General features: G+C 71.1%; 29 protein-coding genes. 15 read left to right on the top strand and 14 right to left on the bottom strand.

Going from position 1 to position 25,869, the window contains the following annotated elements:
- The 7 genes from VEC03_RS01365 to VEC03_RS01395 form a co-directional block, all read left to right on the top strand.
- The coding region (locus VEC03_RS01365; RefSeq protein WP_324912332.1) for a S1 RNA-binding domain-containing protein at positions 1–591 on the top strand (591 nt) is incomplete at its 5' end.
- Between the two features lie 57 nt (positions 592–648).
- Positions 649–954 (top strand): integration host factor subunit beta, encoded by a 306-nt coding sequence (locus tag VEC03_RS01370; RefSeq protein ID WP_324912333.1) that lies wholly within the window; start codon positions 649–651, stop codon positions 952–954.
- A 32-nt stretch (positions 955–986) separates the two neighbouring features.
- A complete protein-coding gene (locus tag VEC03_RS01375) occupies positions 987–1,256 on the top strand; it encodes a LapA family protein (RefSeq protein ID WP_324912334.1) in 270 nt (89 codons plus the stop codon).
- On the top strand, positions 1,246–2,373 hold the full coding sequence (gene lapB, locus VEC03_RS01380; protein WP_324912335.1) for a lipopolysaccharide assembly protein LapB: 1,128 nt from the start codon (positions 1,246–1,248) through the stop codon (positions 2,371–2,373). Before VEC03_RS01375 ends, lapB begins: the two co-directional genes overlap by 11 nt.
- An 11-nt stretch (positions 2,374–2,384) precedes the next feature.
- Positions 2,385–3,320 (top strand): D-glycero-beta-D-manno-heptose-7-phosphate kinase, encoded by a 936-nt coding sequence (gene rfaE1, locus VEC03_RS01385; protein WP_324912336.1) that lies wholly within the window; start codon positions 2,385–2,387, stop codon positions 3,318–3,320.
- 16 nt (positions 3,321–3,336) lie between these two features.
- A complete protein-coding gene (gene rfaD / locus VEC03_RS01390; RefSeq protein ID WP_324912337.1) occupies positions 3,337–4,341 on the top strand; it encodes an ADP-glyceromanno-heptose 6-epimerase in 1,005 nt (334 codons plus the stop codon).
- A 59-nt stretch (positions 4,342–4,400) separates the two neighbouring features.
- Positions 4,401–4,718 carry a ComEA family DNA-binding protein gene (locus VEC03_RS01395; protein WP_324912338.1) on the top strand — a complete coding sequence of 106 codons (318 nt, stop codon included), beginning with the start codon at positions 4,401–4,403 and terminating at the stop codon, positions 4,716–4,718.
- 7 nt (positions 4,719–4,725) lie between these two features.
- Here VEC03_RS01395 and VEC03_RS01400 read toward each other — a convergent pair whose 3' ends face one another.
- The gene (locus VEC03_RS01400; protein WP_324912339.1) at positions 4,726–5,271 is read right to left on the bottom strand and encodes a DinB family protein; all 546 of its coding nucleotides are present in this window, start codon (positions 5,269–5,271) and stop codon (positions 4,726–4,728) included.
- A 124-nt stretch (positions 5,272–5,395) separates the two neighbouring features.
- On the opposite strand from VEC03_RS01400, the gene VEC03_RS01405 reads away from it, so the two are divergent.
- The 3 genes from VEC03_RS01405 to VEC03_RS01415 all read left to right on the top strand — a co-directional run bounded on the left by VEC03_RS01405 (position 5,396) and on the right by VEC03_RS01415 (position 8,269).
- On the top strand, positions 5,396–5,905 hold the full coding sequence (locus VEC03_RS01405; protein WP_324912340.1) for a TRAP transporter small permease: 510 nt from the start codon (positions 5,396–5,398) through the stop codon (positions 5,903–5,905).
- A complete protein-coding gene (locus VEC03_RS01410) occupies positions 5,898–7,193 on the top strand; it encodes a TRAP transporter large permease subunit (protein WP_324912341.1) in 1,296 nt (431 codons plus the stop codon). Before VEC03_RS01405 ends, VEC03_RS01410 begins: the two co-directional genes overlap by 8 nt.
- 107 nt (positions 7,194–7,300) lie before the next feature.
- Positions 7,301–8,269, top strand: coding sequence for a TRAP transporter substrate-binding protein (locus VEC03_RS01415; protein ID WP_324912342.1), 969 nt, complete (start codon positions 7,301–7,303; stop codon positions 8,267–8,269).
- 79 nt (positions 8,270–8,348) lie between these two features.
- Here VEC03_RS01415 and VEC03_RS01420 read toward each other — a convergent pair whose 3' ends face one another.
- Positions 8,349–9,236, bottom strand: a complete 888-nt coding sequence (locus tag VEC03_RS01420) for a LysR family transcriptional regulator (RefSeq protein WP_324912343.1) — start codon at positions 9,234–9,236, stop codon at positions 8,349–8,351.
- Positions 9,237–9,362: 126 nt separating this feature from the next.
- Between VEC03_RS01420 and VEC03_RS01425 the strand changes: the two genes are divergently transcribed.
- Positions 9,363–9,740, top strand: a complete 378-nt coding sequence (locus VEC03_RS01425) for a cupin domain-containing protein (RefSeq protein ID WP_324912344.1) — start codon at positions 9,363–9,365, stop codon at positions 9,738–9,740.
- A 72-nt stretch (positions 9,741–9,812) separates the two neighbouring features.
- Here the strand turns inward: VEC03_RS01425 and VEC03_RS01430 are convergent, their stop codons facing one another.
- The 9 genes from VEC03_RS01430 to VEC03_RS01470 form a co-directional block, all read right to left on the bottom strand.
- The gene (locus VEC03_RS01430) at positions 9,813–10,049 is read right to left on the bottom strand and encodes a hypothetical protein (protein ID WP_324912345.1); all 237 of its coding nucleotides are present in this window, start codon (positions 10,047–10,049) and stop codon (positions 9,813–9,815) included.
- Positions 10,050–10,155: 106 nt separating this feature from the next.
- Positions 10,156–11,226, bottom strand: coding sequence for an XdhC family protein (locus VEC03_RS01435; RefSeq protein ID WP_324912346.1), 1,071 nt, complete (start codon positions 11,224–11,226; stop codon positions 10,156–10,158).
- A gap of 17 nt (positions 11,227–11,243) precedes the next feature.
- On the bottom strand, positions 11,244–13,376 hold the full coding sequence (locus tag VEC03_RS01440) for a TonB-dependent receptor (RefSeq protein WP_324912347.1): 2,133 nt from the start codon (positions 13,374–13,376) through the stop codon (positions 11,244–11,246).
- The gene (locus VEC03_RS01445; protein ID WP_324912348.1) at positions 13,316–13,897 is read right to left on the bottom strand and encodes a carbon monoxide dehydrogenase subunit G; all 582 of its coding nucleotides are present in this window, start codon (positions 13,895–13,897) and stop codon (positions 13,316–13,318) included. Before VEC03_RS01445 ends, VEC03_RS01440 begins: the two co-directional genes overlap by 61 nt.
- Positions 13,898–13,915: 18 nt before the next feature.
- Positions 13,916–15,091 carry a vWA domain-containing protein gene (locus VEC03_RS01450; RefSeq protein WP_324912349.1) on the bottom strand — a complete coding sequence of 392 codons (1,176 nt, stop codon included), beginning with the start codon at positions 15,089–15,091 and terminating at the stop codon, positions 13,916–13,918.
- 54 nt (positions 15,092–15,145) lie between these two features.
- Positions 15,146–16,036 (bottom strand): MoxR family ATPase, encoded by an 891-nt coding sequence (locus VEC03_RS01455; protein ID WP_324912350.1) that lies wholly within the window; start codon positions 16,034–16,036, stop codon positions 15,146–15,148.
- A 2-nt stretch (positions 16,037–16,038) separates the two neighbouring features.
- Positions 16,039–16,830: a xanthine dehydrogenase family protein subunit M gene (locus VEC03_RS01460; RefSeq protein WP_324912351.1), complete on the bottom strand. Its 792-nt coding sequence runs from the start codon at positions 16,828–16,830 to the stop codon at positions 16,039–16,041.
- A gap of 23 nt (positions 16,831–16,853) precedes the next feature.
- Positions 16,854–19,226, bottom strand: a complete 2,373-nt coding sequence (locus VEC03_RS01465) for a xanthine dehydrogenase family protein molybdopterin-binding subunit (RefSeq protein WP_324912352.1) — start codon at positions 19,224–19,226, stop codon at positions 16,854–16,856.
- A gap of 16 nt (positions 19,227–19,242) precedes the next feature.
- Positions 19,243–19,713, bottom strand: a complete 471-nt coding sequence (locus VEC03_RS01470; protein WP_324912353.1) for a (2Fe-2S)-binding protein — start codon at positions 19,711–19,713, stop codon at positions 19,243–19,245.
- Positions 19,714–19,868: 155 nt separating this feature from the next.
- Here VEC03_RS01470 and VEC03_RS01475 point away from each other — a divergent pair, with 155 nt between their 5' ends.
- Entirely contained in the window at positions 19,869–20,975 is a 1,107-nt protein-coding gene (locus tag VEC03_RS01475; protein WP_324912354.1) for a helix-turn-helix domain-containing protein, read from the top strand.
- A 17-nt stretch (positions 20,976–20,992) separates the two neighbouring features.
- On the opposite strand, the gene VEC03_RS01480 is transcribed toward VEC03_RS01475, so the two are convergent.
- A complete protein-coding gene (locus VEC03_RS01480) occupies positions 20,993–21,733 on the bottom strand; it encodes a TOBE domain-containing protein (protein WP_324912355.1) in 741 nt (246 codons plus the stop codon).
- Between the two features lie 58 nt (positions 21,734–21,791).
- On the opposite strand from VEC03_RS01480, the gene modA reads away from it, so the two are divergent.
- The 3 genes from modA to modC are packed head-to-tail and all read left to right on the top strand — an operon-like array spanning position 21,792 to position 24,303.
- Entirely contained in the window at positions 21,792–22,544 is a 753-nt protein-coding gene (modA, locus tag VEC03_RS01485) for a molybdate ABC transporter substrate-binding protein (protein ID WP_324912356.1), read from the top strand.
- A gap of 2 nt (positions 22,545–22,546) precedes the next feature.
- Positions 22,547–23,230, top strand: a complete 684-nt coding sequence (modB, locus tag VEC03_RS01490) for a molybdate ABC transporter permease subunit (RefSeq protein WP_324912357.1) — start codon at positions 22,547–22,549, stop codon at positions 23,228–23,230.
- On the top strand, positions 23,227–24,303 hold the full coding sequence (gene modC, locus VEC03_RS01495) for a molybdenum ABC transporter ATP-binding protein (RefSeq protein ID WP_324912358.1): 1,077 nt from the start codon (positions 23,227–23,229) through the stop codon (positions 24,301–24,303). The genes modB and modC overlap by 4 nt, the downstream gene beginning before the upstream one ends.
- Before the next feature lie 12 nt (positions 24,304–24,315).
- Here the strand turns inward: modC and VEC03_RS01500 are convergent, their stop codons facing one another.
- Complete coding sequence (locus VEC03_RS01500; RefSeq protein WP_324912359.1) at positions 24,316–25,128, bottom strand: extracellular solute-binding protein; 813 nt, start codon at positions 25,126–25,128, stop codon at positions 24,316–24,318.
- Complete coding sequence (locus tag VEC03_RS01505; protein ID WP_324912660.1) at positions 25,125–25,847, bottom strand: phosphate ABC transporter ATP-binding protein; 723 nt, start codon at positions 25,845–25,847, stop codon at positions 25,125–25,127. The genes VEC03_RS01500 and VEC03_RS01505 overlap by 4 nt, the downstream gene beginning before the upstream one ends.
- Positions 25,848–25,869 lie beyond the last annotated feature (22 nt).

Below are 25,869 nucleotides of genomic sequence, written 5' to 3' on the forward strand. Positions count from 1 at the left end.
CGCGGCGACCGCGTCAAGGGCCCGATCAAGTCGATCACCGACTTCGGCGTGTTCGTCGGCCTGGCCGCCGGCATCGACGGCCTGGTGCACCTGTCCGACCTGTCCTGGAACGAGCCGGGCGAGCAGGCCGTGCGCAACTACAAGAAGGGCCAGGAAGTCGAGGCCATCGTGCTGGCCGTCGACGTGGACCGCGAGCGCATCAGCCTGGGCATCAAGCAGCTCGACTCCGACCCGTTCACCACCTTCGTGTCGGTGCACGACAAGGGCTCGGTCGTCTCGGGCAAGGTCAAGACCGTCGACGCCAAGGGCGCCGAGATCGACCTGGGCAACGAGATCACCGGCTACCTGCGTGCCTCCGAGATCAGCCGCGACCGCGTGGAAGACGCGCGCAACGTGCTCAAGGAAGGCGACGAGGTCAGCGCCGTGGTGGTCAACATCGACCGCAAGACGCGCAACATCCAGCTGTCGGTCAAGGCCAAGGACATGGCCGACGAGCAGGGTGCCATGGCCAGCCTGAGCCAGCAGTCCGCACGCGAGAACGCGGGCACGACCAACCTGGGCGCGCTGCTCAAGGCCAAGCTGGATCGTTGATGGGGACCGGCTTCGCCGCCGTCCGCGGCGGCGAAGCCTCCGAGTGCAGCGAGCGTCATGACACGCAGTGATCTCGTCGAGGAACTGGCCGCCCGCTTCGGCCAGCTCACCCACCGCGACGCCGAGTACGCCGTGAAGGCCATCCTCGACGCCATGGGCGACGCGCTGGTGCGCGGCCACCGCATCGAGATCCGCGGCTTCGGCAGCTTCTCGATCAACCGGCGGCCGCCGCGCCTGGGCCGCAACCCGCGATCGGGCGAAAGCGTGCAGATCCCGGAAAAGCGCGTGCCGCACTTCAAGCCCGGCAAGGCCCTGCGCGAGTCGGTGGACGAGCGCACGGCGCAAATGCAGCGGGACGAGTAGCCCCTAGAATTCGGCGACGCCCCGGAAGCCGAATGAAATACCTCACGTGGCTGCTCAAGGCAGCCATTTTTTTCACCCTTTTCGCCTTCGCGCTGAACAACCAGCACGTGGCGACCGTGCACTTCTTCTTCGGCACGTCCTGGAGCGGCCCGCTGGTGCTGGTGGTGCTGGCGGCCTTCGCCGCCGGCCTGGTGGTCGGCGCGGCCGGCATGGTGCCGCGCTGGTGGCGCCAGCGCTCCGCCGCGCGGCGGAGCGGCGAAGCACCCTTGACGTCCATGGGCGACGACAGCCATGGAATTTGACCTGGCCTGGGTCCTGTGGGGGCTGCCGATCGCCTTCGTGCTCGGCTGGGTCGCCTCCCGGCTGGACCTGCGCCAGCTGCGCATCGAGAACCGGCAGGCGCCCAAGGCCTACTTCCGCGGCCTGAACTTCCTGCTCAACGAGCAGCAGGACCAGGCCATCGACGCCTTCATCGAGGCGGTGCGCAACGACCCCGACACCTCCGAGCTGCATTTCGCGCTGGGCAACCTGTTCCGCCGCCGCGGCGAATACGAGCGCGCGGTGCGCGTGCACGAGCACCTGCTCTCGCGCGGCGACCTGAGCCGGGCCGAGCGCCAGCGCGCCCAGCATGCGCTGGCGCTGGACTTCCTCAAGGCGGGGCTGCTCGACCGCGCCGAGGAGGCCCTGCGCAAGCTGGAGGGCTCCGCCTACGAGGGCCAGGCGCTGCTGGCGCTGCTGTCCATCTACGAGCGTTCGCGCGACTGGGCCCAGGCGGCCGAGATCGCGCGCCGGCTGGAAGCCTCCGGCCAGGGCAACTTCGACAGCCGCAGGGCCCACTACCTGTGCGAGCAGGCCGCGCTGTCCGATGCCGGACCGGCCGAGGCCCTGCTGCGCCAGGCCCGGCAGGTCGCCCCGGCGGCACCCCGCCCGGCGATGGAGCTGGCGGCCCTGCAGCGCAAGGCCGGCGATGCCGTCGCGGCCTTCGAGACGCTGGCCGGACTGGGCCAGTCCTCGCCCGCGGCCATTCCCCTGATGGCGCGGCAGCTGGCGCAGTACGCCGGCGCCTGCGGCCGGGAGGCCCAGGCCCTGTCCATGCTCAAGCACAGCTATGAGCTGTCGCCGTCGCTGGACGTGCTGGACGCGATCGTTTCGCTGGAGCCCGGTGCGCACCGCGACTGGTACGTGCGCCACCTGGAGCGCGAGCCCTCGCTGGTGGCCGCGGCCAAGTGGCTGGCCGATGAAAAACTGGAGCACCAGAACTACCATGGCCGGGTGCAGCGCGCGCTGGAACATGCGGCCAAGCCGCTCACCCGCTACCGCTGCGCCGCGTGCGGCTTCGAGGCCAAGCAGCATTTCTGGCAATGCCCGGGCTGCCAGGCCTGGGACAGCTACCCGCCCCGCCGCGTAGAAGAGCTCTGACCCCTTCACGAATGACGCATCCCTCCAAGCAACAGCTCGCCTCGGCCCGCGTCCTGGTCGTCGGCGACGCCATGCTCGACCGCTACTGGCATGGCGCGGTCGAGCGCATCTCGCCCGAGGCGCCGGTGCCGGTCGTCAAGGTCAGCCGCGAGGAAGAGCGCATAGGCGCCGCCGCCAACGTAGCCTACAACGTGGCCACCCTGGGGGCCCGCGCCAGCTTCCTGGGCGTGGTCGGCGACGACGAACCCGGCCGGCGACTGCAGGACCTGCTGCAGTCGACCGGCATCGAGGCCCACCTCAAGCGCGATCCCGGGCTCAAGACCACGGTGAAGCTGCGCGTCATCGGCCGCCAGCAGCAGCTGCTGCGCATGGATTTCGAGAACGAGCCCGACCACGAAGCGCTGGCGCTGCAGAACGAGACCTTCGGCCAGCTCGCGCCGGACCACGGGGCCATCCTGTTCTCCGACTACGGCAAAGGCGGCCTGGCCCACATTCCGGGCATGATCGAGCGCGCCCGCGGGCTGGGCAAGCCGGTGCTGGTCGATCCCAAGGGGTCCGACTACGTGCGCTATGCCGGCGCGACGGTGATCACACCGAACCGGGCCGAGCTGCAGCAGGTCGTCGGCGGCTGGCGTGACGCCGGCCAGCTGCGCGAGAAGGCGCAGCGCCTGCGCCAGGAACTGCGGCTCGAAGCCCTGCTGGTCACGCTGGGCGAGGACGGCATGAGCCTGTTCGATGCGGCCGGCGAGCTGCACGAGCCGGCGCTGGCCCGCGAGGTGTTCGACGTCACCGGCGCCGGCGACACCGTGATCGCCACGCTGGCGACGCTGGTGGCCGCCGGGTTGCCGCTGCGCGAGGCTGTGCCGCTGGCCAACCGCGCCGCCGGCATCGTGGTCGGCAAGTTCGGCACGGCCACCGTCTCGTACGAGGAGCTATTCGGCGGATGAAGCAGGGACAGCCAGCATGAGAATCGTCGTCACCGGCGCCGCCGGGTTCATCGGCAGCAACATCGTCAAGGGCCTCAATGCCCGCGGCATCGACTCCATCATCGCGGTCGACGACCTGACGCAGGGCGACAAGTTCCGCAACCTGGCCGACCTGCGGATCGAGGACTACCTGGACCTCGACGAGTTCTACGAGGCGTTCGCCGACGGCGCGTTCGGCAAGGTCGAGGCCGTGTTCCACGAGGGTGCCTGCAGCGACACCATGGAGCAGGACGGCAAGTACATGATGGACAACAACTACGGCTTGTCCTGCTCGCTCTTCGAGTCCTGCCGCCAGCGCGGCACGCGGCTGCTGTATGCCTCCTCGGCGGCCGTCTACGGCGGCTCGGCCACGTTCCGGGAGACGCCCGAGTTCGAGGCGCCGCTGAACGTCTACGGCTACTCCAAGCTGCTGTTCGACCAGCGCATGCGCCGCGAGTGCGGCCCCGACTTCCGGCGCACCAAGCGCCAGGTCGCGGGCTTCCGCTACTTCAACGTCTACGGCCCGCGCGAGCAGCACAAGGGCCGCATGGCCAGCGTGGCCTTCCACCAGTTCAACCAGTTCCGGGAACAGGGCAAGGTGCGCCTGTTCGGCGAGTACGGCGGCTACGCGGCCGGCGAGCAGCGGCGCGACTTCGTCTTCATCGACGACGTGGTGGCGGTCAAGCTGTGGTTCTTCGACCACCCCGAGCAGTCCGGCATCTTCAACCTGGGCACCGGCCGCGCGCAGCCGTTCAACGACGTGGCGCTGGCGGTGGTCAATGCGCTGCAACCCGGTGGCGCGCAGGATGCGGCCACCGCGGCGGACCTGGGCCTGCTGGACTACGTCCCCTTCCCGGACGCGCTGCGCGGCAAGTACCAGTGCTACACGCAGGCCGACCTGTCGGCGCTGCGCGAGGCCGGCTGCGACCATGCCTTCGCGGACGTGCAGACCGGCGTCGCCCGCTACATGGCGGAGCTGTCGGGGCAGCAAGCCCCTGGCTGAGTCAACGCGGCAGGGGCCGCGTCGTTGTGGGTATCCATCCAACTGGAAGGAGGACATCCATGGCGAAACCCTTGCTGGCCGTCCTGGCCCTGCTCGCGACCACCGCGGCCCTGGCGGCGGTCGACGTCAACCAGGCCACCGAGGCCGAACTGGACAGCGTCAAGGGCATAGGCCCCGGCACCAGCCGCGTCATCCTTCAGGAGCGCAGGAAGGGCGACTTCCGCAGCTGGGACGACTTCATCTCCCGCGTCAAGGGGCTCGGTCCGGCGCGCGCCGGCCACCTGTCGGATGCCGGCCTGACCGTGGGCGGCAAGGGCTACACGCCGTCCGCGGTTGCACCCCGACCGGCCGCCAGCGCCGCGACGACGAAGAAGTAGTCCGCGCTCACACCCGCGCGATCAGGTCGGTGACGCCGGGGTCCATGCCCGCCTGGGACAGCAGCGTGGTCACCTGCCCGCGGTGGTGGGCCTGGTGGTTGAAGAAGTGGGTGAGCGCCTTCCAGGCCGGGTGCTCGCGCTGCACGCCCTTGCTGTTGGCGTAGCGCATGGTGGCCAGCGGGAAGGCGGGGTCCATCTCCGCCGTCCAGCCCTCGATCGCTGCATCCAGCGCGCGGCGCGCCTGGCGCAAGGCAGCCCAGTCCTCGTACAGCATGGTCCCATGCATGGCACCGGCCGGCAGCGCCAGCACCGCTTCGGTCAGGCTCGCGAAGGCCACCCCCTGCGAAGCGAAGCGGCGCAACCACATGCGATCGCCCCAGACCAGGTGGTTCAGCGTGGCGTGGATGGAGCCGAAGAATGCGCCGCGATTGCGCCGGCGCTCCTCGTCCGGCAGCCGCTCGCAGGCGTCGTACAGGCGTTCGTTGAACCAGCGGTTGTAGCCGGCGAGGAAGCGGTAGTTCTCGAGGAAGGCCAGGGAAGGGTCGGTGTCCATGCCCGGGCATTGTGTCCAAAGCGGGCCCGCATGCGGGTATGAACGGGCAGCCAGCCCGCACGGCCGAGGCGAGAATGCCGCCTCCGGCCCGCAGCGTCGCGGGCCGGTCCAAGGACTCACCCGGATGCGAAGACTGCTGGATCTCCTCTACGACGGCGCGGCCTGGCTGGCCGCACTCGCCATGATCGGCGTGCTGGCCATGGTGCTGCTGTCCATCGTGAGCCGCCAGCTGGACTTCCACGTACCGGGCACCGATGCCTATGCCGGGTATGCGATGGCGGCAGCCGGTTTCCTGGCGCTGGCCCACACGCTCAAGCGCAACGAGCATATCCGGGTCACCCTGCTGCTCGGCCGCCTGAAGGGCCGGGCACGACACGGGCTGGAGATGTGGGCCCTCTCCGCCGCAGTGCTGCTCGCAGGCCTGTTCGCGTTCTACTCGGTGCGGCTGGCCATCGTGTCCTACCAGCTGAACGACATCTCCACCGGCAACGACGCCACCCCGCTGTGGATCCCGCAGATCGCGATGGCGGTGGGCACGGTGGTCCTGCTGGTGGCCTTCATCGATGAATGGGTGCAGGAACTGCGCGGCCGCCGGGTCGGCGAAGGTTCGGGGGAGGCCCTGCACAATGAGTGACGTCGCCATCACCGCGCTGCTGATCGTCTCGCTGTTCGCGCTGCTGGGCAGCAGCGTCTGGATCGGCCTCACGCTGGCTGGCGTGGCCTGGATCGGCATGGAGCTGTTCTCCTCGCGGCCGGCCGGCGACGCGATGGCCGTCACGGTCTGGGGCTCGTCCTCGAGCTGGACCCTCACCGCCCTGCCCCTGTTCATCTGGATGGGCGAGATCCTGTTCCGCACCAAGCTGAGCGAGAGCATGTTCCGCGGCCTGGCGCCCTGGGTGGGTCGCCTGCCCGGCCGGCTGCTGCACACCAACGTGATCGGCTGCACCATCTTCGCGGCGGTCTCCGGCTCCTCGGCCGCCACCTGCGCCACCATCGGCAAGATGACGCTGCCCGAGCTCGGGCGGCGCGGCTACCCGGAAGACATCACCATCGGCTCGCTGGCCGGCGCCGGCACCCTGGGCCTGCTGATCCCGCCCTCGATCATCATGATCGTCTACGGCGTGACGGCCGATGTCTCGATCGCCCGCCTGTTCGTGGCCGGCGTCATCCCCGGCGTGCTGCTGGCGGCGCTGTTCTCGGGCTACCTCGGCCTGTGGTCGCTGTTCAACCGGCGGCGCGTGCCGCCGCCGGAGCCGGCGATGAGCCTCGTGCAGAAGCTGCACGAGTCGCGCCACCTGATCCCGGTGGTGCTGCTGATAGGTGCGGTGCTCGGCTCCATCTATGCCGGCGTGGCCACCGCCACCGAGGCGGCGGCCGTGGGCGTGGTGGGCGCGCTGCTGCTGTCCGCCGCGCAGCGCTCGCTGAACTGGACCACCTTCCGCGAATCGCTGATGGGCGCTACCCGCCTGTACTGCATGATCGCGCTGATCCTCGCAGGAGCCGCGTTCCTGACGCTGTCCATGGGCTACATCGGCCTGCCGCGCAACCTGGCGGAATTCGTCGGCTCGCTCGGCCTGTCGCCCTTCGGGCTGGTGGTGGCGCTGACGGCCTTCTACATCATCCTGGGCTGCTTCCTGGACGGCATCTCCATGGTGGTGCTGACCATGGGCGTGATCCTGCCCACGGTGCAGGCGGCACAGCTGGACCTGGTCTGGTTCGGCGTGTTCGTCGTCATCGTTGTCGAAATGGCCCAGATCACGCCGCCCGTGGGCTTCAACCTGTTCGTGCTGCAGGGCATGACCGGCAAGGAGATCACTTGGATCGCCCGCGTGACCGCGCCCTTCTTCCTGCTCATGTGCGTGGCCCTGCTGATGCTCTGGTGGTTCCCGGGCATCGCCACCTGGCTGCCGTCCAAGATGTGAGCCGCTGCGCACCGCCCCGGTGCGCGCTTGGGGTAACACCGCATCCCCGCGGCCGGGCGAGCCCGTATCCTGAGCCGGCTTTCCAGAACCAACTTCCCGGAGCGCACATGAAACTCAAGCTCGCCCTCACCGCCGCGGCACTGGCCTTCTCGGCCCAGGCCATGGCCCAGGCCAAGTGGGACCTGCCGGCCGCCTACCCGGCCAGCAACTTCCACACCGAGAACCTCAACCAGTTCGCCAACGACGTGGACAAGGCGACCGGCGGCAAGCTCAAGATCACGGTGCACGCGAACGCCTCGCTGTTCAAGGCACCGGAGATCAAGCGCGCCGTCCAGGGCGGCCAGGCCCAGATCGGCGAGATCCTGCTGGTCAACTTCCAGAACGAGTGGCAGATCTTCGGCGCCGACGGCGTGCCCTTCCTGGCCGACAGCTACGACGAGGCCATGAAGCTGTACAAGGCCCAGAAGCCGCTGCTGGAGAAGAAACTCGGCGAGCAGGGCATGATGCTGCTGTACGCCGTGGCCTGGCCGCCGCAGGGCATCTACAGCAAGAAGCCGATCAACTCGGCGGCCGACATGAAGGGGCTCAAGTGGCGCGCCTACAGCCCGGCCACGGCGCGCATCGCCGAACTGGTCGGCGCCCAGCCGGTCACCGTGCAGGCGGCCGAGCTGTCGCAGGCCATGGCCACCGGCGTGATCGACTCGTACATGTCCTCCGGCTCCACGGGCTTCGACACCAAGACCTACGAGCACATCAAGAACTGGTACGACACCCAGGCCTGGCTGCCCAAGAACGCGGTGATCGTCAACAAGGCCGCGTTCAACGCGCTGGACAAGGCCACGCAGGACGCGCTGCTCAAGGCCGGTGCCGACGCCGAGACCCGCGGCTGGGCCGCCAGCAAGAAGGCCAACTCCGACTCGCTGGACAAGCTCAAGGCCAACGGCATGCAGATCCACCAGCCCTCGGCCCAGCTCAAGGCCGACATGAAGAAGGTCGGCGACACCATGCTCAAGGAATGGCTGGACAAGGCCGGCCCCGAGGGCAAGCAGCTGGTGGACGCGTTCCGCAAGATGTAGGGGCTCCCCGCCCTTCCACGCAAAGCGCCGCCACCGCGGCGCTTTGCTTTTGGCGCCACGCCGAGGCGGCTGCGCTGCCTCAGAGGCGGACGTCCTTCAGGGCCTCGATCAGCACTCGCACGCGCTGCGGCACCATCCGCGCCCCCGGGTAGACGATGGACAGCGGCATGGGCGCTGGCCGGGAGCCCCGCAGCACCTCCACCAGTTCGCCGGCCGCGAGCGGCTCGCGCACGAAGTACTCGGGCACCTGCGCCAGGCCGTGGCCGAGCAGCGCCGCCTGCACCAGGCCTTCGCCATCGTTGATCCGCACGCGCGAGCGCGGGTGCAGTTCGACGGCGCGCCCCTGCTGACGGAACTGCCAGGGGCGATCGCGCCCGGTGCTGGGCATGCGGAAGACCAGCGCGTCGTGGCCGTCGAGCTGCTCGATGCGCCGCGGCGTGCCCCGAGCGGCTACGTACGCCGGGCTGGCCACCAGCACCAGCGATTGCGAGCCTATGCGCCGCGACACCAGGGTCGAGTCCTTCAGCTCCCCGATGCGAACGGCCAGGTCGATGCCTTCCTTGACCAGGTCGACGTAGCTGTCGTGCAGGCGCACATCCAGCGACAGCCCCGGGTGGCGTTGCAGCAGGCCGGCCAGCACCGGCAGGAACCAGCGGCGGCCCAGCACGATGGGCATGTCCACGCGCAGCGTGCCGGTGACCGCCTGCCGCACGCCCGCCGCCTCGGCCTGCAGTTCCTCCACTTCCTCCAGCAGGCGCCGGCAGCGGTCGAACAGGCGCTCGCCGTCCGGCGTGAGGCTGACCTGTCGCGTGGTGCGATGGAACAGCCGCACGCCCAGGCGCTGCTCCAGCCGGCCCACCGCCTTGGCGAGGGTGGACGGTGCGTTGCCGGTCTCGCGGGCGGCGGCCGCGAAGCTGCCGTGCCGGGCCGTGTCGGTGAAGGCGGCGATCTGCTGCAGGCTGTTCATGATCGAGGAAGGAATGTCTTCAATGATAAGGCACTGACTCCCCTTGTTCCCCGGAACCGGAGGCCGGACACTGCCGCCCACGACCTGCGCAGGCGTCATCCCCGTCCACCATCCAGGAGCCCTTCCATGTACGTCCTCGAGCAACCCCAACCCACCGAGACACCGATCCCGGGCGTGAGCCACGCCACCTGGGCCGGCCGCGACGATGGCCTGCAGTCGCTGAGCCTGTGGCGCCAGTCCATCGCACCGGGCGGCGCCACACCGCCGCATTCGCACAGCTGCGACGAGGTCGTCATGTGCCTGTCGGGCCGGGGCGAAGTCCTCATCGACGGCGTCGCGCACGCCTTCGGCCGCAACCAGACCATCGTGCTGCCGGCCGGCGTGCCGCACCAGATCGTCAACAGCGGCACCGAGCCGCTGGAATCGACGGCCGTGTTCGCGGCCACGCCGGTGCCGGTCACGCTGCCGGACGGCAATGCACTCGAGCTGCCCTGGCGGTCCTGAACGGGCATGAAAAAGCCGGGGCTCGCCCCGGCTCGTGGACAAGGGGCGGCGTTCCAGCCGCCGCTGCGTGCCTCAGATCCCCAGGATCTTCTTGGCCTCGGTCAGCGCCGCCATCGATTCGGCGTGCTTGCCTTCCTTGTGGAACTTCTCGCCATCGGCGCGCAGCTTGGCGACCTTGTCCGCGTCGGCCTTGGACAGCTGCGGCTTGGTCTGCAGCTTGGCGTCGATCTCCTTCATTTCGTTCGGGCAGTTCGTGGCCCAGGCGGCACCGGCCAGCATCAGGCCGAGGATCAGGACGAGTGTGCGCATGTCGGCTCCAGCGAGGTTTGGAAGAGCCGCACGCTACAACCGGCCGGCACCTGCCTGCTGCTGGCAAACCCTAGGCGGCAACACCTTGCAGCGTTCGTTGCACTGCTCATCCGCCCATGCGGCCCGGCGCGCACACCAGCTCACCCGGATCGTTGGCCTTGATCGCGAGCTGGTTCTTGGCCTGCGCCACGTCGAGGTCTCGCGGCAGCGGCACGCCGTTCTTCACGGCCAGGATCTCGGCCATGACGCTGACCGCGATCTCGGGCGGCGTCTTGCTGCCGATGTAGATGCCGATGGGCCCGCGCAGGCGCGCCAGCGAGGCCTCGGTCTGGCCGAAGTGCTCGATCATGCGTTCGCGCCGCGCATCGTTGTTGCGCCGGCTGCCGATGGCGCCCACGTAGAACGCTTCCGTCTCCAGCGCCTCCAGCAGCGCCAGGTCGTCGAGCTTGGGATCGTGGGTCAGCGCCACCACGCAGCTGCGCCGGTCGGGCCGGAAGGCCTGCACCACGTCGTCGGGCATGTCCTTGACCAGGGTGGCGCCGGGCACGTCGAAGCCACTGCTGTATTCCTCGCGCGGGTCGCACACCGTCACCGCGAAGCCGCTGAACAGGGCCATGGTCGCCAGGTACTCGGTGAGCTGGCCGGCACCGATCAGCAGCATGCGGTACTCGGGACCGAAGGTGTTGGCCATGCGCGCCTCGTCCACGGCCAGGTCCGACGGCGTGTCGGCCGTCTCCAGCGTGACGGCGCCGTCGGCCAGGCGCACGGTGCGCCGCATGAGCTGGCCGGCTTCGAGTGCGCGGACCAGCTCGTCGAGGCTGTCCGGATCGGGCTCGAACTCCAGCAGCAGCTCCAGCGTGCCGCCGCACGGCAGCCCGAAGCGGTGCGCCTCGTCGGCCGTGACGCCGTATTTCACGAAGGCGGGTGGACCGCCGGGAATGGACCGCGCCGCACCGCCGACGGCATCGGGCTGGGTGAAGCGGTAGATCAGGTCGTCCTCGATGCAGCCGCCCGACACCGAGCCGACCACCACGCCGTCCTGCCCCAGCGCCATGATGGAGCCGACCGGCCGCGGCGACGAACCCCAGGTGCGCACCACGGTGGCGAGCAGGGCCCGCCGCCCCGCACGGCGCCAGTCGCGCAACGTGCGCAGCACCATCACGTCCAGGTTTTCCATGCGCAGCCTCCTTGTGCTCAGAACCGGTAGGAGCCGCTGGCGCCCGCCAGCCAGCGCCGGCCGGGCGCCGGCTCGAAGAACCGGCCGCTGCCCTCGTTGACGATCACCGAGCCAGCGTGGGCATTGTCCGTGACATTGTCGATCCGGATGAATTCCCTGAAGGTCCAGCGGCCTGTCGCCTGCTCCAGCGACAGGCGCAGGCTGGCCGTGGACGCGGCCGGTGCAGCATCGCTGTTGGCGTCGTCCACGGGCAGGCGCGCCACGCGCCGCCATTCCAGCGCGGCCTGCAGGCCCCAGGGGCGATGCGCCCACGCCAGTTCGCCGAACAGCTGGGTGCGCGGCACGCCGGGCAGCCGGTTGCCCGCGAACGGGCCGCTGCGGTAGCGCGCATCGATGACGGTCGCGGCCAGCTGGGTGGACCAGCCCCCGTCCCAGCGCCCGCCGCCCGCCAGCTCCAGCCCCTGGCGGCGCGTGGCACCCGCGTTCGCGAACACGCTGCGTCCGCCGCTGTTGCTGGCCACCACGATCTCGTTGCGCGTGCGCGCCTCGAACAGGGCGGCGTTCAGCGTCCAGTCCCGCGCGATGCGGGCCTTGGCGCCCACCTCCCATTGGCGGCTGCTGGCCTCGCGCAAGTCGAAGTTCAGGCCCGGCAGGCCGCCGGGCCGGTAGGACAGTTCGGCGAGCGTGGGGGTCTCGAAGCCGCGGCCGGCGGACGCGTACAGGTTGACCGACTCGCTGAGGTGGTAGACGGCGCCCAGCGCCGGCGTGAAGGCCGCGAAGCGCACGCTGCCGCTGTCATCCGGATTGCCGGGCGCCACGAAGCGGTCGCGCGAACGCATGCGCACCGTGGAGTGGCGCACGCCGGCCGACAGGCTCCAGCGCTCGGACGCGGCCCACTCGGCCTGCAGGTACGCGTCGACGTTGCGCGCGAGGTTGTCCTCGTCGCGGCGCAGGGCCCCGCGCACGCCCAGCGTGCCGCCGACGAAGTTCTCGAACCCGCGCCGGTCCTCGCGCACCTGGTCCGCCGCCAGGCCGGCGGTGAGCGTCACGGGCCGATCGCGCCAACGCATGCGGCGAATCCACCGTGCGTCCAGTCCCTGGTAGCGCCGGTCCAGGTCCACCACCCCGCCGGCGTGGGTGGGCGGCACCTGCACCGCCACCGGGATGGACAGGAACTGCAGCGTGCTGCGCTCGCCCCGATAGGCGGTGAGCTTCAGGTCATTGCGCGCATCGATCCGATGGTCGAGGACCAGGCCCAGCTGCTGCTGGCGCACGCTCTTGCGCGTGTCGAACAGCGTGGCCGCCGCAACCGCCTGGCGCGGATCGGCCTCGAAGGCGGTTCGCGTGAGGCCCAACGGATCCTGCACGTCCGGCATGTCGACGCCGTTGCCCACCAGGGTCAGCCGGGTGTCGTCCGAGAGTTGCCAGCCCAGCTTGCCGTTGAGCGTGCTGCGGCGCGCCGCACTGTGCTCGCGCCAGCCGTCGGTGCGAAATCGCATCGCACTCAGGTGGTATTGCAGCCGGCCGGTCTCGCCCGACAGCCGCAGGTTGTGGCGCTGCACGCCATCGCTGCCCCAGGCCGTGGCCGCATGCGCAACCGTGTCCGGGCCGCCGTCCTCGGTGAACAGGCTGATCACGCCGCCAGAGGAGTTGCCGTACAGGGCCGAGAACGGGCCGCGCAGCACTTCCAGCCGCCCGGCTGAGGCGAGGTCGAAATGGGAGACCTGCCCCTGCCCGTCCGGCGCGGTGGCGGGTATGCCGTCCACGTAGAGCCGGATGCCGCGCACGCCGAAGGTGGAGCGGGCGCCGAATCCGCGTAGCGAGATCTGCAGGTCCTGCGCATAGTTCTGCCGGTCCAGCGCGACCACGCCTGGCACGCGCGCCAGCGCCTCGGAGAGGTTGACCTGCAGCTGGCCGTTGCGCAGCACGTCGCCGTCGATCACGTCGATGGACGCCGGCGTGCCGAAGGCGGGCTGCTCGACGCCGGGCTGGACGGTGACCGTCAGGGGCGCCAGGCTGCGACGGGGCTGGTTCGGGTCGGCGGGCTGTGCGGCGCCCTCCCCGGCCGCACCCAGCGCCGCGGCCCCGCTCAGCGCAACAGCCAGTAGCCTGCCGCGGCGACGACGGCGGCGATCGCGATCCAGAGCCATGGGGCCATTGTGGAACGCTCTGGCGCAGCCGTGGGGGCGGCTGCAGCTTCCGTCGCTTCGGCAGGCGCGGCCGGCGCGTAGCGCTGCTGCATCTGCGCATCGAAGCGCTTGAAGAAGTCCTCGGCCATGGAGCGCGCCACGCCGTCTATGAGTCGCTGGCCGACCTGCGCGATCTTGCCGCCGACCTGGGCCTGCACCGTGTAATCCAGCTGGCAACCACCTTCGGCCGGCGAGAGCTGGACCTTGGCCGTGCCCTTGCCGAAACCGGCGGCGCCGCCCTGCCCGTCGAAGGCCAGCGTGTAGCGCTCCGGCGGCTGCACGTCGGACAGGGTGATCCGGCCGGCGAACCTGGCGGACACCGGCCCCACCTTCACCGCCATGCCGACGTTGAAGCGGTCGTCCGCCACGCGTTCGATCCTGTCGCAGCCGGGAATGCAGGCCTTGAGCACCTCGGGGTCGTTCAGCCCTTCCCAGGCCTGCTGCTGCGTGGCCGCGATCGTGCGGCTGCCTTGCATGTCCATCGTCGTCGTCCTTTTTGTTCAGGTTCTCATCACGCCGGCAATCGCCGCCGCCAGGTCCTCGAGCCGGGCGAGGTTGTGCACGGCGAGCATGCCATGGGCCTTGCGGTGCAGCACCGCGGCGCCGCGCGCCAGTGGCTGGTAGCCGTCGAAGCGCAGCAGCGGATTCAGCCACAGCAGCCGGCGGCTGTGCAGGCGCAACCAGTCCAGCTCGCGCGCCAGCGCTTCCGGTTCGCCTGTGTCCAGCCCGTCACTGATCAGCAGCACCAGCGTGCGGCCGCCCACGAGGCGGCGGCGGTGCCGCTGGCGCAAGGCGGCCAGCGATTCGCCCAGGCGGGTGCCGCCGCCGTAGTCGTCGATGGCGGCGCCGGCCGCGGCCAGCATGTGGTCGGTGTCCGCCAAGCGAAACGCCGGGCCCAGGTCGCTGAGGTGCGTGCCGAAGGCGAACACCTCGCGCCGCAGGCCGCGCGTGGCGCTGTGCAGGAAGGCGAGCAGCAGCCGCGCGTAGCGCTCCATGGAACCGGACACGTCCACCAGCACCAGCAGCGGTAGCGGCGCGCTGCGGCGGCGGCGCTGCAGCAGGCGCAGCAGCTCGCCGCCGCTGCGGCCTGCCTCGCGCAGCGTACGCGCCCAGTGAGGGCGGCGCCCGCGCCCGCCGGCGAGCGTGCGGCGCGTGCGGACCTCGGGGATGGCCAGCGAGATCTCGCGCGCGAGCCGCTCGACCAGCCGGTACTCGGCGGCGCCCAGCGCGTTGAAGTCGGCGTGCCGCAGCCGGTCCTGCTCGCTGGCGGTCATCGCGGCGTCGAGGTCGACGTCCTGGTCCTTGCGTGGCTGGCCGGCCCCGGTGGCCGGCCGCGGCGGCGACAGCGCCTCGCGAACGCGCGGCCGCCGCGACGGTTCGGCACTGCCCGGCGTGCGCGGCAGCATCTGCGCCAGCAGCTTGGCGGCCACGTCGGGGTCGCGGAAGAAGGCTTCGAACAATTCGGCGAACACGGCCCGGTCCTGCTCGCGGCAGACCAGCGTCGCCTCCAGCGCGGCGGCGAGGTCGGCCTTGCGGGCGACGCCGATCAGCGAAGCCGCCTGGCCAGCCAGCGCGATGCGCGAGCTGTCCACCGGCACGCCGGCGCGCCGCAGGGCACGACCGAAGGCGGCGATGTTGGCGGCCAGCTTGCCGCTGCGGGCGTCACCGAGCTGCACGGCGCCCAACCAGTAAATCCCGGCCGTCGCCGGGAGGGCCGGACGGAGCGGCGGTCAAGCCGCCTCCGGCTTCAGCAGGGCGGCGGCCATGTCGCTGGTCAGCGCCGCCACGTCCTCGCGCTGCTTGAACAGGATGCCGGCGGTGTCGGTGACCACTTCGGGGTCCAGCGCCAGCGTGTCCAGCGCCACCAGGGCGCGCGCCCACTCCACGCTTTCTGCGATGCCGGGAGCGCGCTGGAACGCGTCGGCGAACGGCTGGCTGCGCAGCCGGGCGACGAAGTCGGCCACCTGCCGGGCCAGCGTCTCGCCCAGGCCCGGCACCTGCGCCTGCACGATCGCCAGTTCGCGCTCGCGATCCGGGTAGTCCAGCCAGTGGTACAGGCAGCGGCGCTTGACCGCGTCGTGCAGCTCGCGCGTGCGATTGCTGGTGAGGATGGTCACGGGCGGCACGGCGGCGCGCACCACGCCCAGCTCCGGGATGCTCACCTGGTACTCGCCCAGGTACTCCAGCAGGAAGGCCTCGAAGGGCTCGTCGGCCCGGTCCACCTCGTCGATCAGCAGCAGCGCGCCCGGCGCCGGCGCCTGCAGTGCCTGCAGCAGCGGCCGGCGGATCAGGTAGCGCGGCTGGTAGACCTCGCGCTCGACCTCGTCCGACGTCGCGGTGCCCTCCGCCGCGCGCATGTGCAACAGCTGCGCCGCGTAGTTCCACTCGTACAGCGCGTCGCGGTGCTCCAGACCGTCGTAGCACTGCAGGCGCAGCAGCTCGCGCCCCAGCGCCTGCGCCAGCGCCTTGGCGAGTTCGGTCTTGCCGACACCCGGCTCGCCCTCCAGCAGCAGCGGGCGCTGCAGCCGAAGGGCCAGGAAGGCGGCGGTCGCCAGGCGCCGGTCGGCGAAGTACCCGGCGCCGCGCAGCGCCTGCTGCAGTTCGTCGATGCTGTCGGGCACCGTCAGGCCAGTGCCCGCGCCACGGCGCGCTGGGCCATCACGCCGATCAGGTTGGCGCGGTAGGCCGCCGTGGCGTGCAGGTCGGTGGACAGCCCCTCGGCCGAGATCTTCACCTCGGCGGCCGCCTCCGGCGTGAAGTTGCGGGTGAGCGCCTGCTCCAGGCCCTCGTGCCGGAACACGCCGTTGCCGCCGCCGGTGACCGCGACGCGCACCTGGCTGGCCCCCTGCGCGACGAACACGCCGATCAGGGCGAAGCGCGAGGCCGGCTGGCGGAACTTCATGTAGGCCGCCTTGCGCGGGATCGGGAAGCGCACCGCGGTGATCAGCTCGCCATCCTCCAGCGCGGTGCCGAACAGGCCGGTGAAGAAGTCGTCGGCCGGGATCTCGCGGTGCGTGGTCTTGATCGTCGCGCCCAGCGCCAGCACCGCGGCCGGGTAGCAGGCGGCCGGGTCGTTGTTGGCCAGCGAGCCGCCGATGGTGCCCAGGTTGCGCACCTGCCGGTCGCCGATGCCGCCGGCCAGCTCGGCCAGCGCCGGGATGGTCGAGCGGATCTCGGCGTTGGCGGCCACTTCGGCGTGGCGCGCCATGGCTCCGACCACGAACTGGTTGCCGTCGCGGCGGATGCCGGACAGCTCGCGGATGCCGCCCAGGTCGACCACGTTCTCCGGGTTGGCCAGCCGCAGCTTCATGGAAGCCAGCAGGGTCTGTCCGCCGGCCAGCGGCTTGGCGCCCGCGGCCACCAGCTTGGCGGCATCGCTGAGGGTGGAAGGACGTTCGAAGGTGAATGCGTACATGGCTTTCTCCTCTGTTCGGGCGCTCAGGCGCTGGCCTGCTGGATGGCCTGCCACACGCGGGCCGGCGAGGCGGGCATGTCGAGGTCCTTGACGCCCAGGTCGCGGACGGCGTCGAGCACCGCGTTGATCACCGCCGGCGGCGAGCCGATGGCGCCGGCCTCCCCGCAGCCCTTGGTGCCCAGCGGGTTGTGGGTACACGGGGTGCAGACCGTGTCGAGCCGGAACTCGGGGATGTCGACCGCGCGCGGCAGCGCGTAGTCCATCAGGCTGCCGGTCAGCAGCTGGCCGCTCTCGCGGTCGTAGACACAGTTCTCCAGCATGGCCTGGCCGATGCCCTGCGCCAGCCCGCCGTGCACCTGCCCTTCCACGATCATCGGATTGATGATGGTGCCGAAGTCGTCCACCGCCGTGAAGCGGTCGATGCGTGCCACGCCGGTGGCCGGGTCCACCTCGACCTCGCAGATGTAGGTGCCCGCGGGGAAGGTGAAGTTGGACGGGTCGTAGAACGCGGTCTCGTTCAGGCCGGGCTCCAGCTTGTCGAGCGGGTAGTTGTGCGGCACGTAGGCCGTCAGCGCCACCTGGCCGAAGGGGATCTTCTTGTCGGTGCCCTTGACCTTGAACTCGCCGCCCGAGAACTCGATGTCGGCGTCGCTGGCCTCCATCAGGTGCGCGGCGATCTTCTTGGCCTTGGCCTCAATCTTGTCCAGCGCCTTCATGATGGCCGCGCCGCCCACGCTGATCGAGCGCGAGCCGTAGGTGCCCATGCCGAAGGGGATGCGGCCGGTATCGCCGTGCACCACGTCGACGTTCTCGACCGGGATGCCCAGCCGCGCCGCCACCACCTGTGCGAACGTCGTCTCGTGCCCCTGGCCGTGGCTGTGCGCGCCGGTGAACACCGTCACGCTGCCGGTGGGGTGCACGCGGATCTCGCCGCACTCGAACAGCCCGGCCCGCGCGCCCAGCGCGCCGGCGATGTTGGACGGCGCGATGCCGCAGGCCTCGATGTAGCTGCTGTAGCCGATGCCGCGCTTCAGGCCCTTGGCCTCGCTGGCCTTGCGGCGCTCGGCGAAGCCTTCCACCTCGGCCAGCTTGTTGGCCTTGTCCATGGCGGCCAGGTAGTCGCCGGTGTCGTACTGCAGCGCCACCGGGGTCTGGTACGGGAACTGGGTGACGAAGTTGCGGCGGCGGATCTCGTCCTGCGCCAGCCCCATCTCCCAGGCGCAGCGGGTGACCAGGCGTTCCAGCAGGTAGGTCGCTTCCGGCCGGCCCGCGCCGCGGTAGGCGTCGACGGGCGCGGTGTTGGTGAACCACGCATCGACCTCGACGTGGATCTGCGGCGTCGTGTACTGACCGGCCAGCAGCGTCGCGTAGAGGATGGTGGGCACCGCGGTCGCGAAGGTGGACAGGTAGGCACCCAGGTTCGCATCCGTGTGTACTCGCAATGCCAGGAACTTGCCGTCCTTGTCCATCGCCATCTCGGCGTGGGTGACGTGGTCGCGGCCGTGGGCGTCGGTCAGGAAGGACTCGCTGCGCTCGGCGGTCCACTTGATGGCGCAGTTGAGCTGCTTGGCGGCCCAGGTCAGCGCCACGTCCTCGGCGTACAGGAAGATCTTGGAGCCAAAGCCGCCGCCCACGTCGGGCGCGATCACGCGCACCTTGTGCTCCGGCAGGCCCAGCACGAAGGCCGTCATCAGCAGGCGCTCGACGTGCGGGTTCTGGTTGGCCACGTACAGCACGTATTCGTCGTTGGCGCGGTTGTAGGAACCGATGGCCGAGCGCGGCTCGATGGCGTTGGGCACCAGCCGGTTGTTGACCAGGTCGATCCTGGTGACGTGCGCCGCGGCGGCGAAGGCGGCGTCCACCTGGGCCTTGTCGCCGATGGCCCACTGGTAGCAGTGATTGTCGGGCGCCGCATCGTGCAGCGCCGTCGCGCTGCGCGCATCGCGCACGTCGGTGCAGGCCGGCAGCACGTCGTAGTCGACGGCGACCGCTTCGGCCGCGTCCTTGGCCTGCTGCAGCGTGTCGGCCACCACCATCGCCACCGGGTCGCCGACGTAGCGCACCTTGCCCTGCGCCAGCACCGGGTGCGGCGGCTCCTTCATGGGCTGGCCGTCGGTGCCGGTGATCAGCCAGCCGCAGGGCAGGCCGTTGACCTTGCCCTCCAGGTCGGCACCGGTGAACACCGCGCTCACGCCCGCCATGGCCTTGGCCGCGTTCGTGTCGATGGCATTGATCCTGGCGTGCGCATGCGGCGATCGCACGAACACGGCGCAGCGCTGGTTGGCCAGCTGGATGTCGTCGGTGTACTGGCCGGCGCCGGTGAGGAAGCGCACGTCCTCCTTGCGGCGGATGGACTCGCCGATGTGCGGCAGGCTGGCGAAATCGGAAGCACCCATGGTCGTTCTCCTTCGCTCAGGCGTTGGCGCTGGCGGCCATGCCCTGCTTGACCGCCTTGACGATGTTCTGGTAGCCGGTGCAGCGGCAGATGTTGCCGTCGAGCTGTTCGCGGATCTGCTGCTCGGTGGCGTTGGGGTTCTGGCGCGCGAGGTCGAGCGCGCTCATCACCATGCCGGGCGTGCAGAAGCCGCATTGCAGGCCGTGGCAGTCCTTGAAGGCCGCCTGCATCGGGTGCAGCGTGCCGTCGGGCTGTGCCAGGCCCTCGATGGTGGTGATGTCGGCGCCTTCCTGCTGCACCGCCAGCGTGTTGCACGACTTGATGGCGCGACCGTTCACGATGACGGTGCAGGCGCCGCACTGCGCGGTGTCGCAGCCCACGTGGGTGCCGGTCAGGCGCAGGTGCTCGCGCAGCGCCGTGACCAGCAGGGTGTTGGGGGGAACGTCGATGCGTTCGGCGCGGCCATTGACCGTGAATTGAACCTGCATTCGTGTCTCCTTGTTCATCGGGTAGCGGGTCATTCTTGGATGGCCCAGCCACCCCCTCCCTAGGCGAAACCCTGATTCGACCGGCCCTTCATCCGAAATTCTCAAAATGGAACAATGGCCGCTTCGCCGCGCGCGCAGCCCCCGGAACACACCCGATGAGCGCCACCGCCCACAGCCCCGCCGAACGGCGCCTGCTGCAGATCGAGCAGGCGCGGCGGGCCGTGCTGATGGAAGGCAGCTCGGCCACGGATGTGCTGGTCGACGCGTGGTTCGAGCGCAGCTGGATCGAACGCTCCTGGCGCCGCTGCCTCGGCTATGGGCACCGGCCCGAGCAGGCGGTGGCCTTCGACCTGGTGCCCGCGCCCGCAGCGCGCAGGGCGACCGAGGCCAGCCACCCGCTGTTGGCCGCAGCGCGACCGGTGCTCGACCGGCTGGCGCGCGCGATCGCGCACAGCCGCTACTTCGCCATCCTCACCGATGCGCAGGGCGTGGTGATCGACGTCGATGGGCCGATCGACCGCAGCGACCCGCGCGCCCACCTGATCACGCGCATCGGCGTAGACCTGTCCGAGCGCGCGGTAGGCACCACGGCCATCGGCGCCGCGCTGGGCGAATTGCAGCCGGTGTGGCTGCACCGCGGCGAGCACTTCTTCCACGACACCAGCGTGTACAGCTGTGCTGGGGCGCCCGTGTTCGACCCGGACGGCGCCTGCGCCGGCATGCTGGACCTGACCGGCATCGAAGCGCCGGAGCGGCCCGAACTCAAGCACCTGGCCGCGCAGTCGGCGCGCAGCATCGAGAACGCGCTGGTGCTGGCGCGCCCGCACGCATTGCTGCTGCGGCTGAACTGGCCCGGCCGCGCCTTCGACGACCAGGACGGCCTGCTCTGCCTGGATGCCGACGGCCGCGTGGTGAGCGCCAACCCGTCCGCGCGCGAGATGCTCGGTCATCCGGCCATAGGTTCCACCCACTGCAGCGAACTGTTCGCCGCCGCCTGGGAAGCCCTGTTCGATGCCGCCGGCGGACCGGCCATGGAAGTACCCTTGTGGTCGGGCCTGACGCTGCAGGTACTGTCGCAGCTGCCCGGCCAGGCCATGGAGCCGCGGCCCGCCGCGCCCGACCAGCGCCTGCCGCTGAAGGACCTGGAGACCGAGCTGATCCACAAGGCCGTGCGCGACGCGCGCGGCAACGTAATGGCAGCGGCCCGGATGCTGGGCATCAGCCGCGCGACGGTCTATCGCAAACTGGGCAAGCGCGGCTGAAGCTGGAGCGTGGCCGACTACGGCAGCGCAATCACCACCGCCGACGGATCGACCCGCGCGACGGCGGCATGGCCCGCCCGCAAGCCGCTCCCCGCGGCGGCGAAGCCGACCAGTTGCAGCCCGCCCGCCAAGGTCAGCGCCACCTCGCCACCCTGGGCGCGCGGCGCGCGGTTCACGGTGCCCGACAGCACGTTGCCGTTCCAGTGCGTGGGCGCCGCGGCACACACCTCGACCGCGGTGGCCTTGCACAGGGCCAGCACGTCCTGCTGCCGCGCCAGGCCCAGCAGCTGGGCGCTTTCGCGCGTGATCCGCGAGCGCAGCACCGCGCCGGCCAGTTCCAGTTCCACCTCCATGGCGCCCGCCTGCTGGCGCAGTCGGCGGATGCGGCAGGGGAAATGGTTGCGCATGCTGGTGCGCAGGCCCAGCGCGCCGAGTGCCGGCGCACCGGCGCGCAGTTTGTGGAGCACCGCGTCGCGGGCCCGGGCCACTTCGCCGGCCGCCCGCAGCACCTGCTCGCCCGAGGGCGTGAGGCGCGCGCCGCCGCCGCCCGCGCCGCCGACCGCGCGTTCCACCAGCGCCGTGCCGGCCAGGTTGCTGAGCGTGTCCAGCGCCTGCCAGGCGGCCTTGTAGCTGACGCCGGCGTCGCGCGCCGCCTGCGAGATGGAACCCACGGTCGCGACGCGGCGCAGGATCTCCACGCGCTTGTCCACCGAGGCCTGGCCGAGGGCGCCGGCGAGCTGGAGCTTCTTGCGGGGCATGGCCGGGATTGTGCCGCCTATACTGTCGCTATTCCATATTTGAATAGCGAGTGCCGCCATGCCGCGCATCCTGGCCGCCACCCTGCTGGTCCTGCTGGCCACCGGCCCGCTGGCGGCGCTCGCCGCCACCGTGCAGGTCGCCGCGGCCGCCAACCTGGCCGCCCCCATGAAGGCGATCGCCGCCGGGTTCCAGGCGGCCACCGGCCACCGGGCGAGCGTGGCGCTGGGCTCCACGGGCAAGTTCTACGCACAGGTCCGCAACGGCGCGCCATTCGAGGTGCTGCTGGCCGCCGATGACGAAACGCCCGCCAGGCTGGAACAGGAGGGCCTGGGCGTGCGCGGCAGCCGCTTCACCTACGCGACCGGTCGGCTGGCGTTGTGGAGCGCCGAGGCGGACGTGGTCGATGCACAGCTGGCGGTGCTGCGCCAGCCGCCCGCCGGCAAGATGGCCATCGCCGACCCGCGCATCGCGCCGTACGGTGCCGCGGCCCTGCAGGTGCTGGCGAAGATGGGCGTGCGGGACGACTGGCAGCCGCACCTGGTGCAGGGCGAGAACATCGGCCAGGCCTTCCAGTTCGTCGCCAGCGGCAACGCTCGCCTGGGCTTCGTTGCGCTGTCGCAGGTGATGAGCGATGGCCGCATCCCGCGCGGATCGGCCTGGATCGTGCCGCCCGGGATGCACGCGCCGCTGAAGCAGGACGCCCTCCTCCTGTCGCCCGGCGCGAACAATCCCGCCGCCCGCGCGCTGCTGGACTACCTGCGCAGCGACGCCGCGCGCACCGTGCTGCGCAGCTACGGCTACACCTTCTGAGCATGTCCTTCGCCGCCGACGACCTGCAGGCGATCCGGCTCACGCTGGAACTGGCCGCGACCACCACGCTGGTGCTGCTGGTGCTGGCCGCGCCGCTGGCCTGGTGGCTGGCGCGCACCCGCTCGCGCTGGCGCGGCCCGGTGTCGGCGGTGGTGGCGCTGCCGCTGGTGCTGCCGCCCACGGTGCTGGGCTTCTACCTGCTGGTCTCGCTGGGGCCGCAGGGCTGGGGCGGCCAGCTCACGCAGGCCCTGGGCCTGGGCCTGCTGCCCTTCACCTTCGGCGGGCTGCTGGTGGGATCGATCGTGTACTCGCTGCCGTTCGCGGTGCAGCCGCTGCAGCACGCCTTCGAGGCGGTTGGCCGGCGACCGCTGGAAGCGGCCGCGACGCTGCGGGCCGGGCCCTGGGATCGCTTCTTCCACGTGGTGCTGCCGCTCTCGCGCGGCGGCATCGTGCAGGCGGCGGTGCTCACCTTCGCGCACACGGTGGGCGAGTTCGGCGTGGTGCTGATGATCGGCGGCAACATCCCCGAGCAGACCCGCGTGGTGTCCACCCAGATCTACGGCCACGTGGAGGCGCTGCAGTACACGCAGGCCCACGCGCTGTCGGCGGCCATGCTGGCGTTCTCCTTCGCGGTGCTGCTGGCGCTGGCGATGCTCAACCGCCGCAGCACGCGGGTGCTGGGATGAACGCGCCGCTGGAGATCCGCGCCCGGCTCGCGCGCGGCGACTTCACGCTGGACGTCGACCTGCGCCTGCCGGGCTCCGGCATCACGGCGATCTTCGGCGCCTCGGGCTCGGGCAAGACCACGCTGCTGCGCTGCGTCGCGGGGCTGGAGCGGGTCGCGCCGGCCCGCATCGCGATCGCCCGCGAGGTGTGGCAGGACTCGGCGTCGGGCCGCTTCGTGCCCACGCACCGGCGCGCGCTCGGCTACGTGTTCCAGGAAGCCAGCCTGTTCGACCACCTGGACGTGCGCGGCAACCTGGACTTCGCGCGCCGGCGCAGCGGCGACGGGAGGACAAGCCTGCAGCCGCTGCTGGAGCTGCTGGGCATCGCCGGCCTGCTCGATCGCCGGCCCTGGCAGCTCTCCGGCGGCGAGCGCCAGCGCGTGGCCATTGCCCGCGCACTCGCGACCCGGCCGCGCGTGCTGCTGCTGGACGAACCGCTGGCGGCGGTCGACCTGTCGCGCCGGCGCGAGATCCTGCCCTGGCTGGAGCGCCTGCGCGACGAGTTGCGCATCCCGATGCTGTACGTCACCCACTCGGGCGACGAGGTGGCTCGGCTGGCCGGCCACCTGGTGCTGCTGGAGGCCGGCACGGTGCGCGCCAGCGGGCCGCTGGCCGAGGTGCTGTCGCGCGTCGACCTGCCGGCGATCCCGGCCGAGGAGCGCGGCGCGCTGCTGCACGCCACGATCGGCGAGCGCGATGCGGCCTGGCACCTGGCGCACGCCCGCTTCGCCGGCGGTGCCGTGTGGGTGCAGGACCCGGGACTGGCCCCCGGCGCCGCCGTGCGCGTGCGCGTGCTGGCACGCGACGTCAGCCTGGCGCTGCAGCCGCCGGAGCGCAGCAGCATCCAGAACGTGCTGCCGTGCACGGTGCGGGCGATCGTGCCGGGCGCGCATCCCTCGCAGGCGCTGGTGCAGCTCGCCTGTGGCGAGTCGCTACTGCTGGCGCGCATCACGGCGCGCGCGGTGGACCAGCTCGGGCTGGCGCCGGGCGCGACCGTCTGGGCGCAGGTGAAGTCGGCCGCACTGGTGGCGTGAGCGGCCCCGTCGTCAGTTCGACGTGCCGGCGTTCGGGAAGAACAGCTGCTCGCCCCCGATCTGGTAGCCGGCGATGGCCTGCTGGCCGGCCGGCGAGATGACCCAGTCGACGAACTTCTGCGCGTCGGCCGCCTTCACGTGCGGATGTTTCTTCGGATTCACCACCATCACGCCGTACTGGTTGAACAGGCGCTTGTCGCCTTCCACCAGGATCGCGAGGTCGCCGCGGTTCCTGAAGCTGAGCCAGGTGCCGCGGTCGGTCAGGACGTAGGCGCCGCTGGAGGCCCCGATGTTCAGCGCCGGCCCCATGCCGCAGCCGCAGGCCTTGTAGCCGCTGCCCTTGGCGTCGGCCGCGCCGGCCTGCTTCCAGTAGCGCAGCTCGGCCGAGTGGGTGCCACTCTTGTCGCCGCGCGAGATGAAGGGCGCGTTGGTCGCGGCGATCTTCTTCAGCGCCTCGACGATGTCGTTGCCCTGGGTCTTGGCCGGATCGGCCTTGGGGCCCACCAGCACGAAGTCGTTGTACATCACCGGGTAGCGGCGCTCGGCGAAGCCGTCGGCCACGAACTTCTCCTCGGCCACCCGGTCGTGCACGAACAGCACGTCGGCATCGCCGCGGCGCGCGGTGTCGATCGCCTGGCCGGTGCCGACCGCGACCACCTTGACGTCCAGCCCGCTGGCCTGCTTGAAGATCGGCAGGATGTGGCCGAACAGCCCCGACTGCTCGGTCGAGGTGGTCGAGGCCATGGTGATGGACTGGGCCGAGGCCCAGCCGGCGGCCAGGGCGACGCAGGCTGCGGCGAAGCCGCGCCGGATGGAACGGGTCATGCGCTTTCCCCCTTGACGAACAGGTCGGCTTCCGGCGACAGGCCGGCCAATCGGGAACGGTCGAAGAACTGCTCCACCGGGGCGTCGGCCCGGATGAGGCCCTGCTCCAGGTAGACCACGCGGCTGGCCAGGCGCTTGACCTGGCCGAGGTTGTGGCTGGCGAACACCAGCGTCATGCCCGCCTGCGCGAACGAGGCCATCAGCGCCTCGACTTCGCGCTTGGCGTGCGGATCCAGGCTGGCCGTCGGCTCGTCGAGGAACAGCACCTGCGGCTGCAGCGCCCAGGCCCGGGCCAGCGCCAGCCGCTGCTGCTGGCCGCCGGACAGGGTGCGGGCGCTGCGCAGCGCCAGCTCGGCCAGCCCCACCCGCGCCAGCGCCGCCAGCGCCTGCTCGCGCGCCTCGCGCCAGCGCACGCCGCGCAGCCACAGGGCCAGCGCGACGTTGTTCAGGCTGCTGGTGCGCAGCATGTAGGGTCGCTGGAACACCATCGCCTGCCGGCTGGCGGCGTCGCGCAGCAAGGTGCCGCAGCCCGGCTCCAGCAGCCCGTTCAGCACGCGCAGCAGCGTGCTCTTGCCGCTGCCGTTGGCACCGATCAGGGCCAGCCGCTCGCCGGCCTCGATGCGCAGGTCCACGCCCTGCAGCGCCTGCACCGCTCCGAAGGCCACGCCCACGCCCTGCAGGCGGATCAGCCCGCCGTGCGCGGGCGCCCGGGTGGCCACCGAGGGCGGCGCGTCGAGCGCG

The organism is Ramlibacter sp. (genome assembly GCF_035627355.1).
GTDB lineage: Bacteria > Pseudomonadota > Gammaproteobacteria > Burkholderiales > Burkholderiaceae_C > Ramlibacter.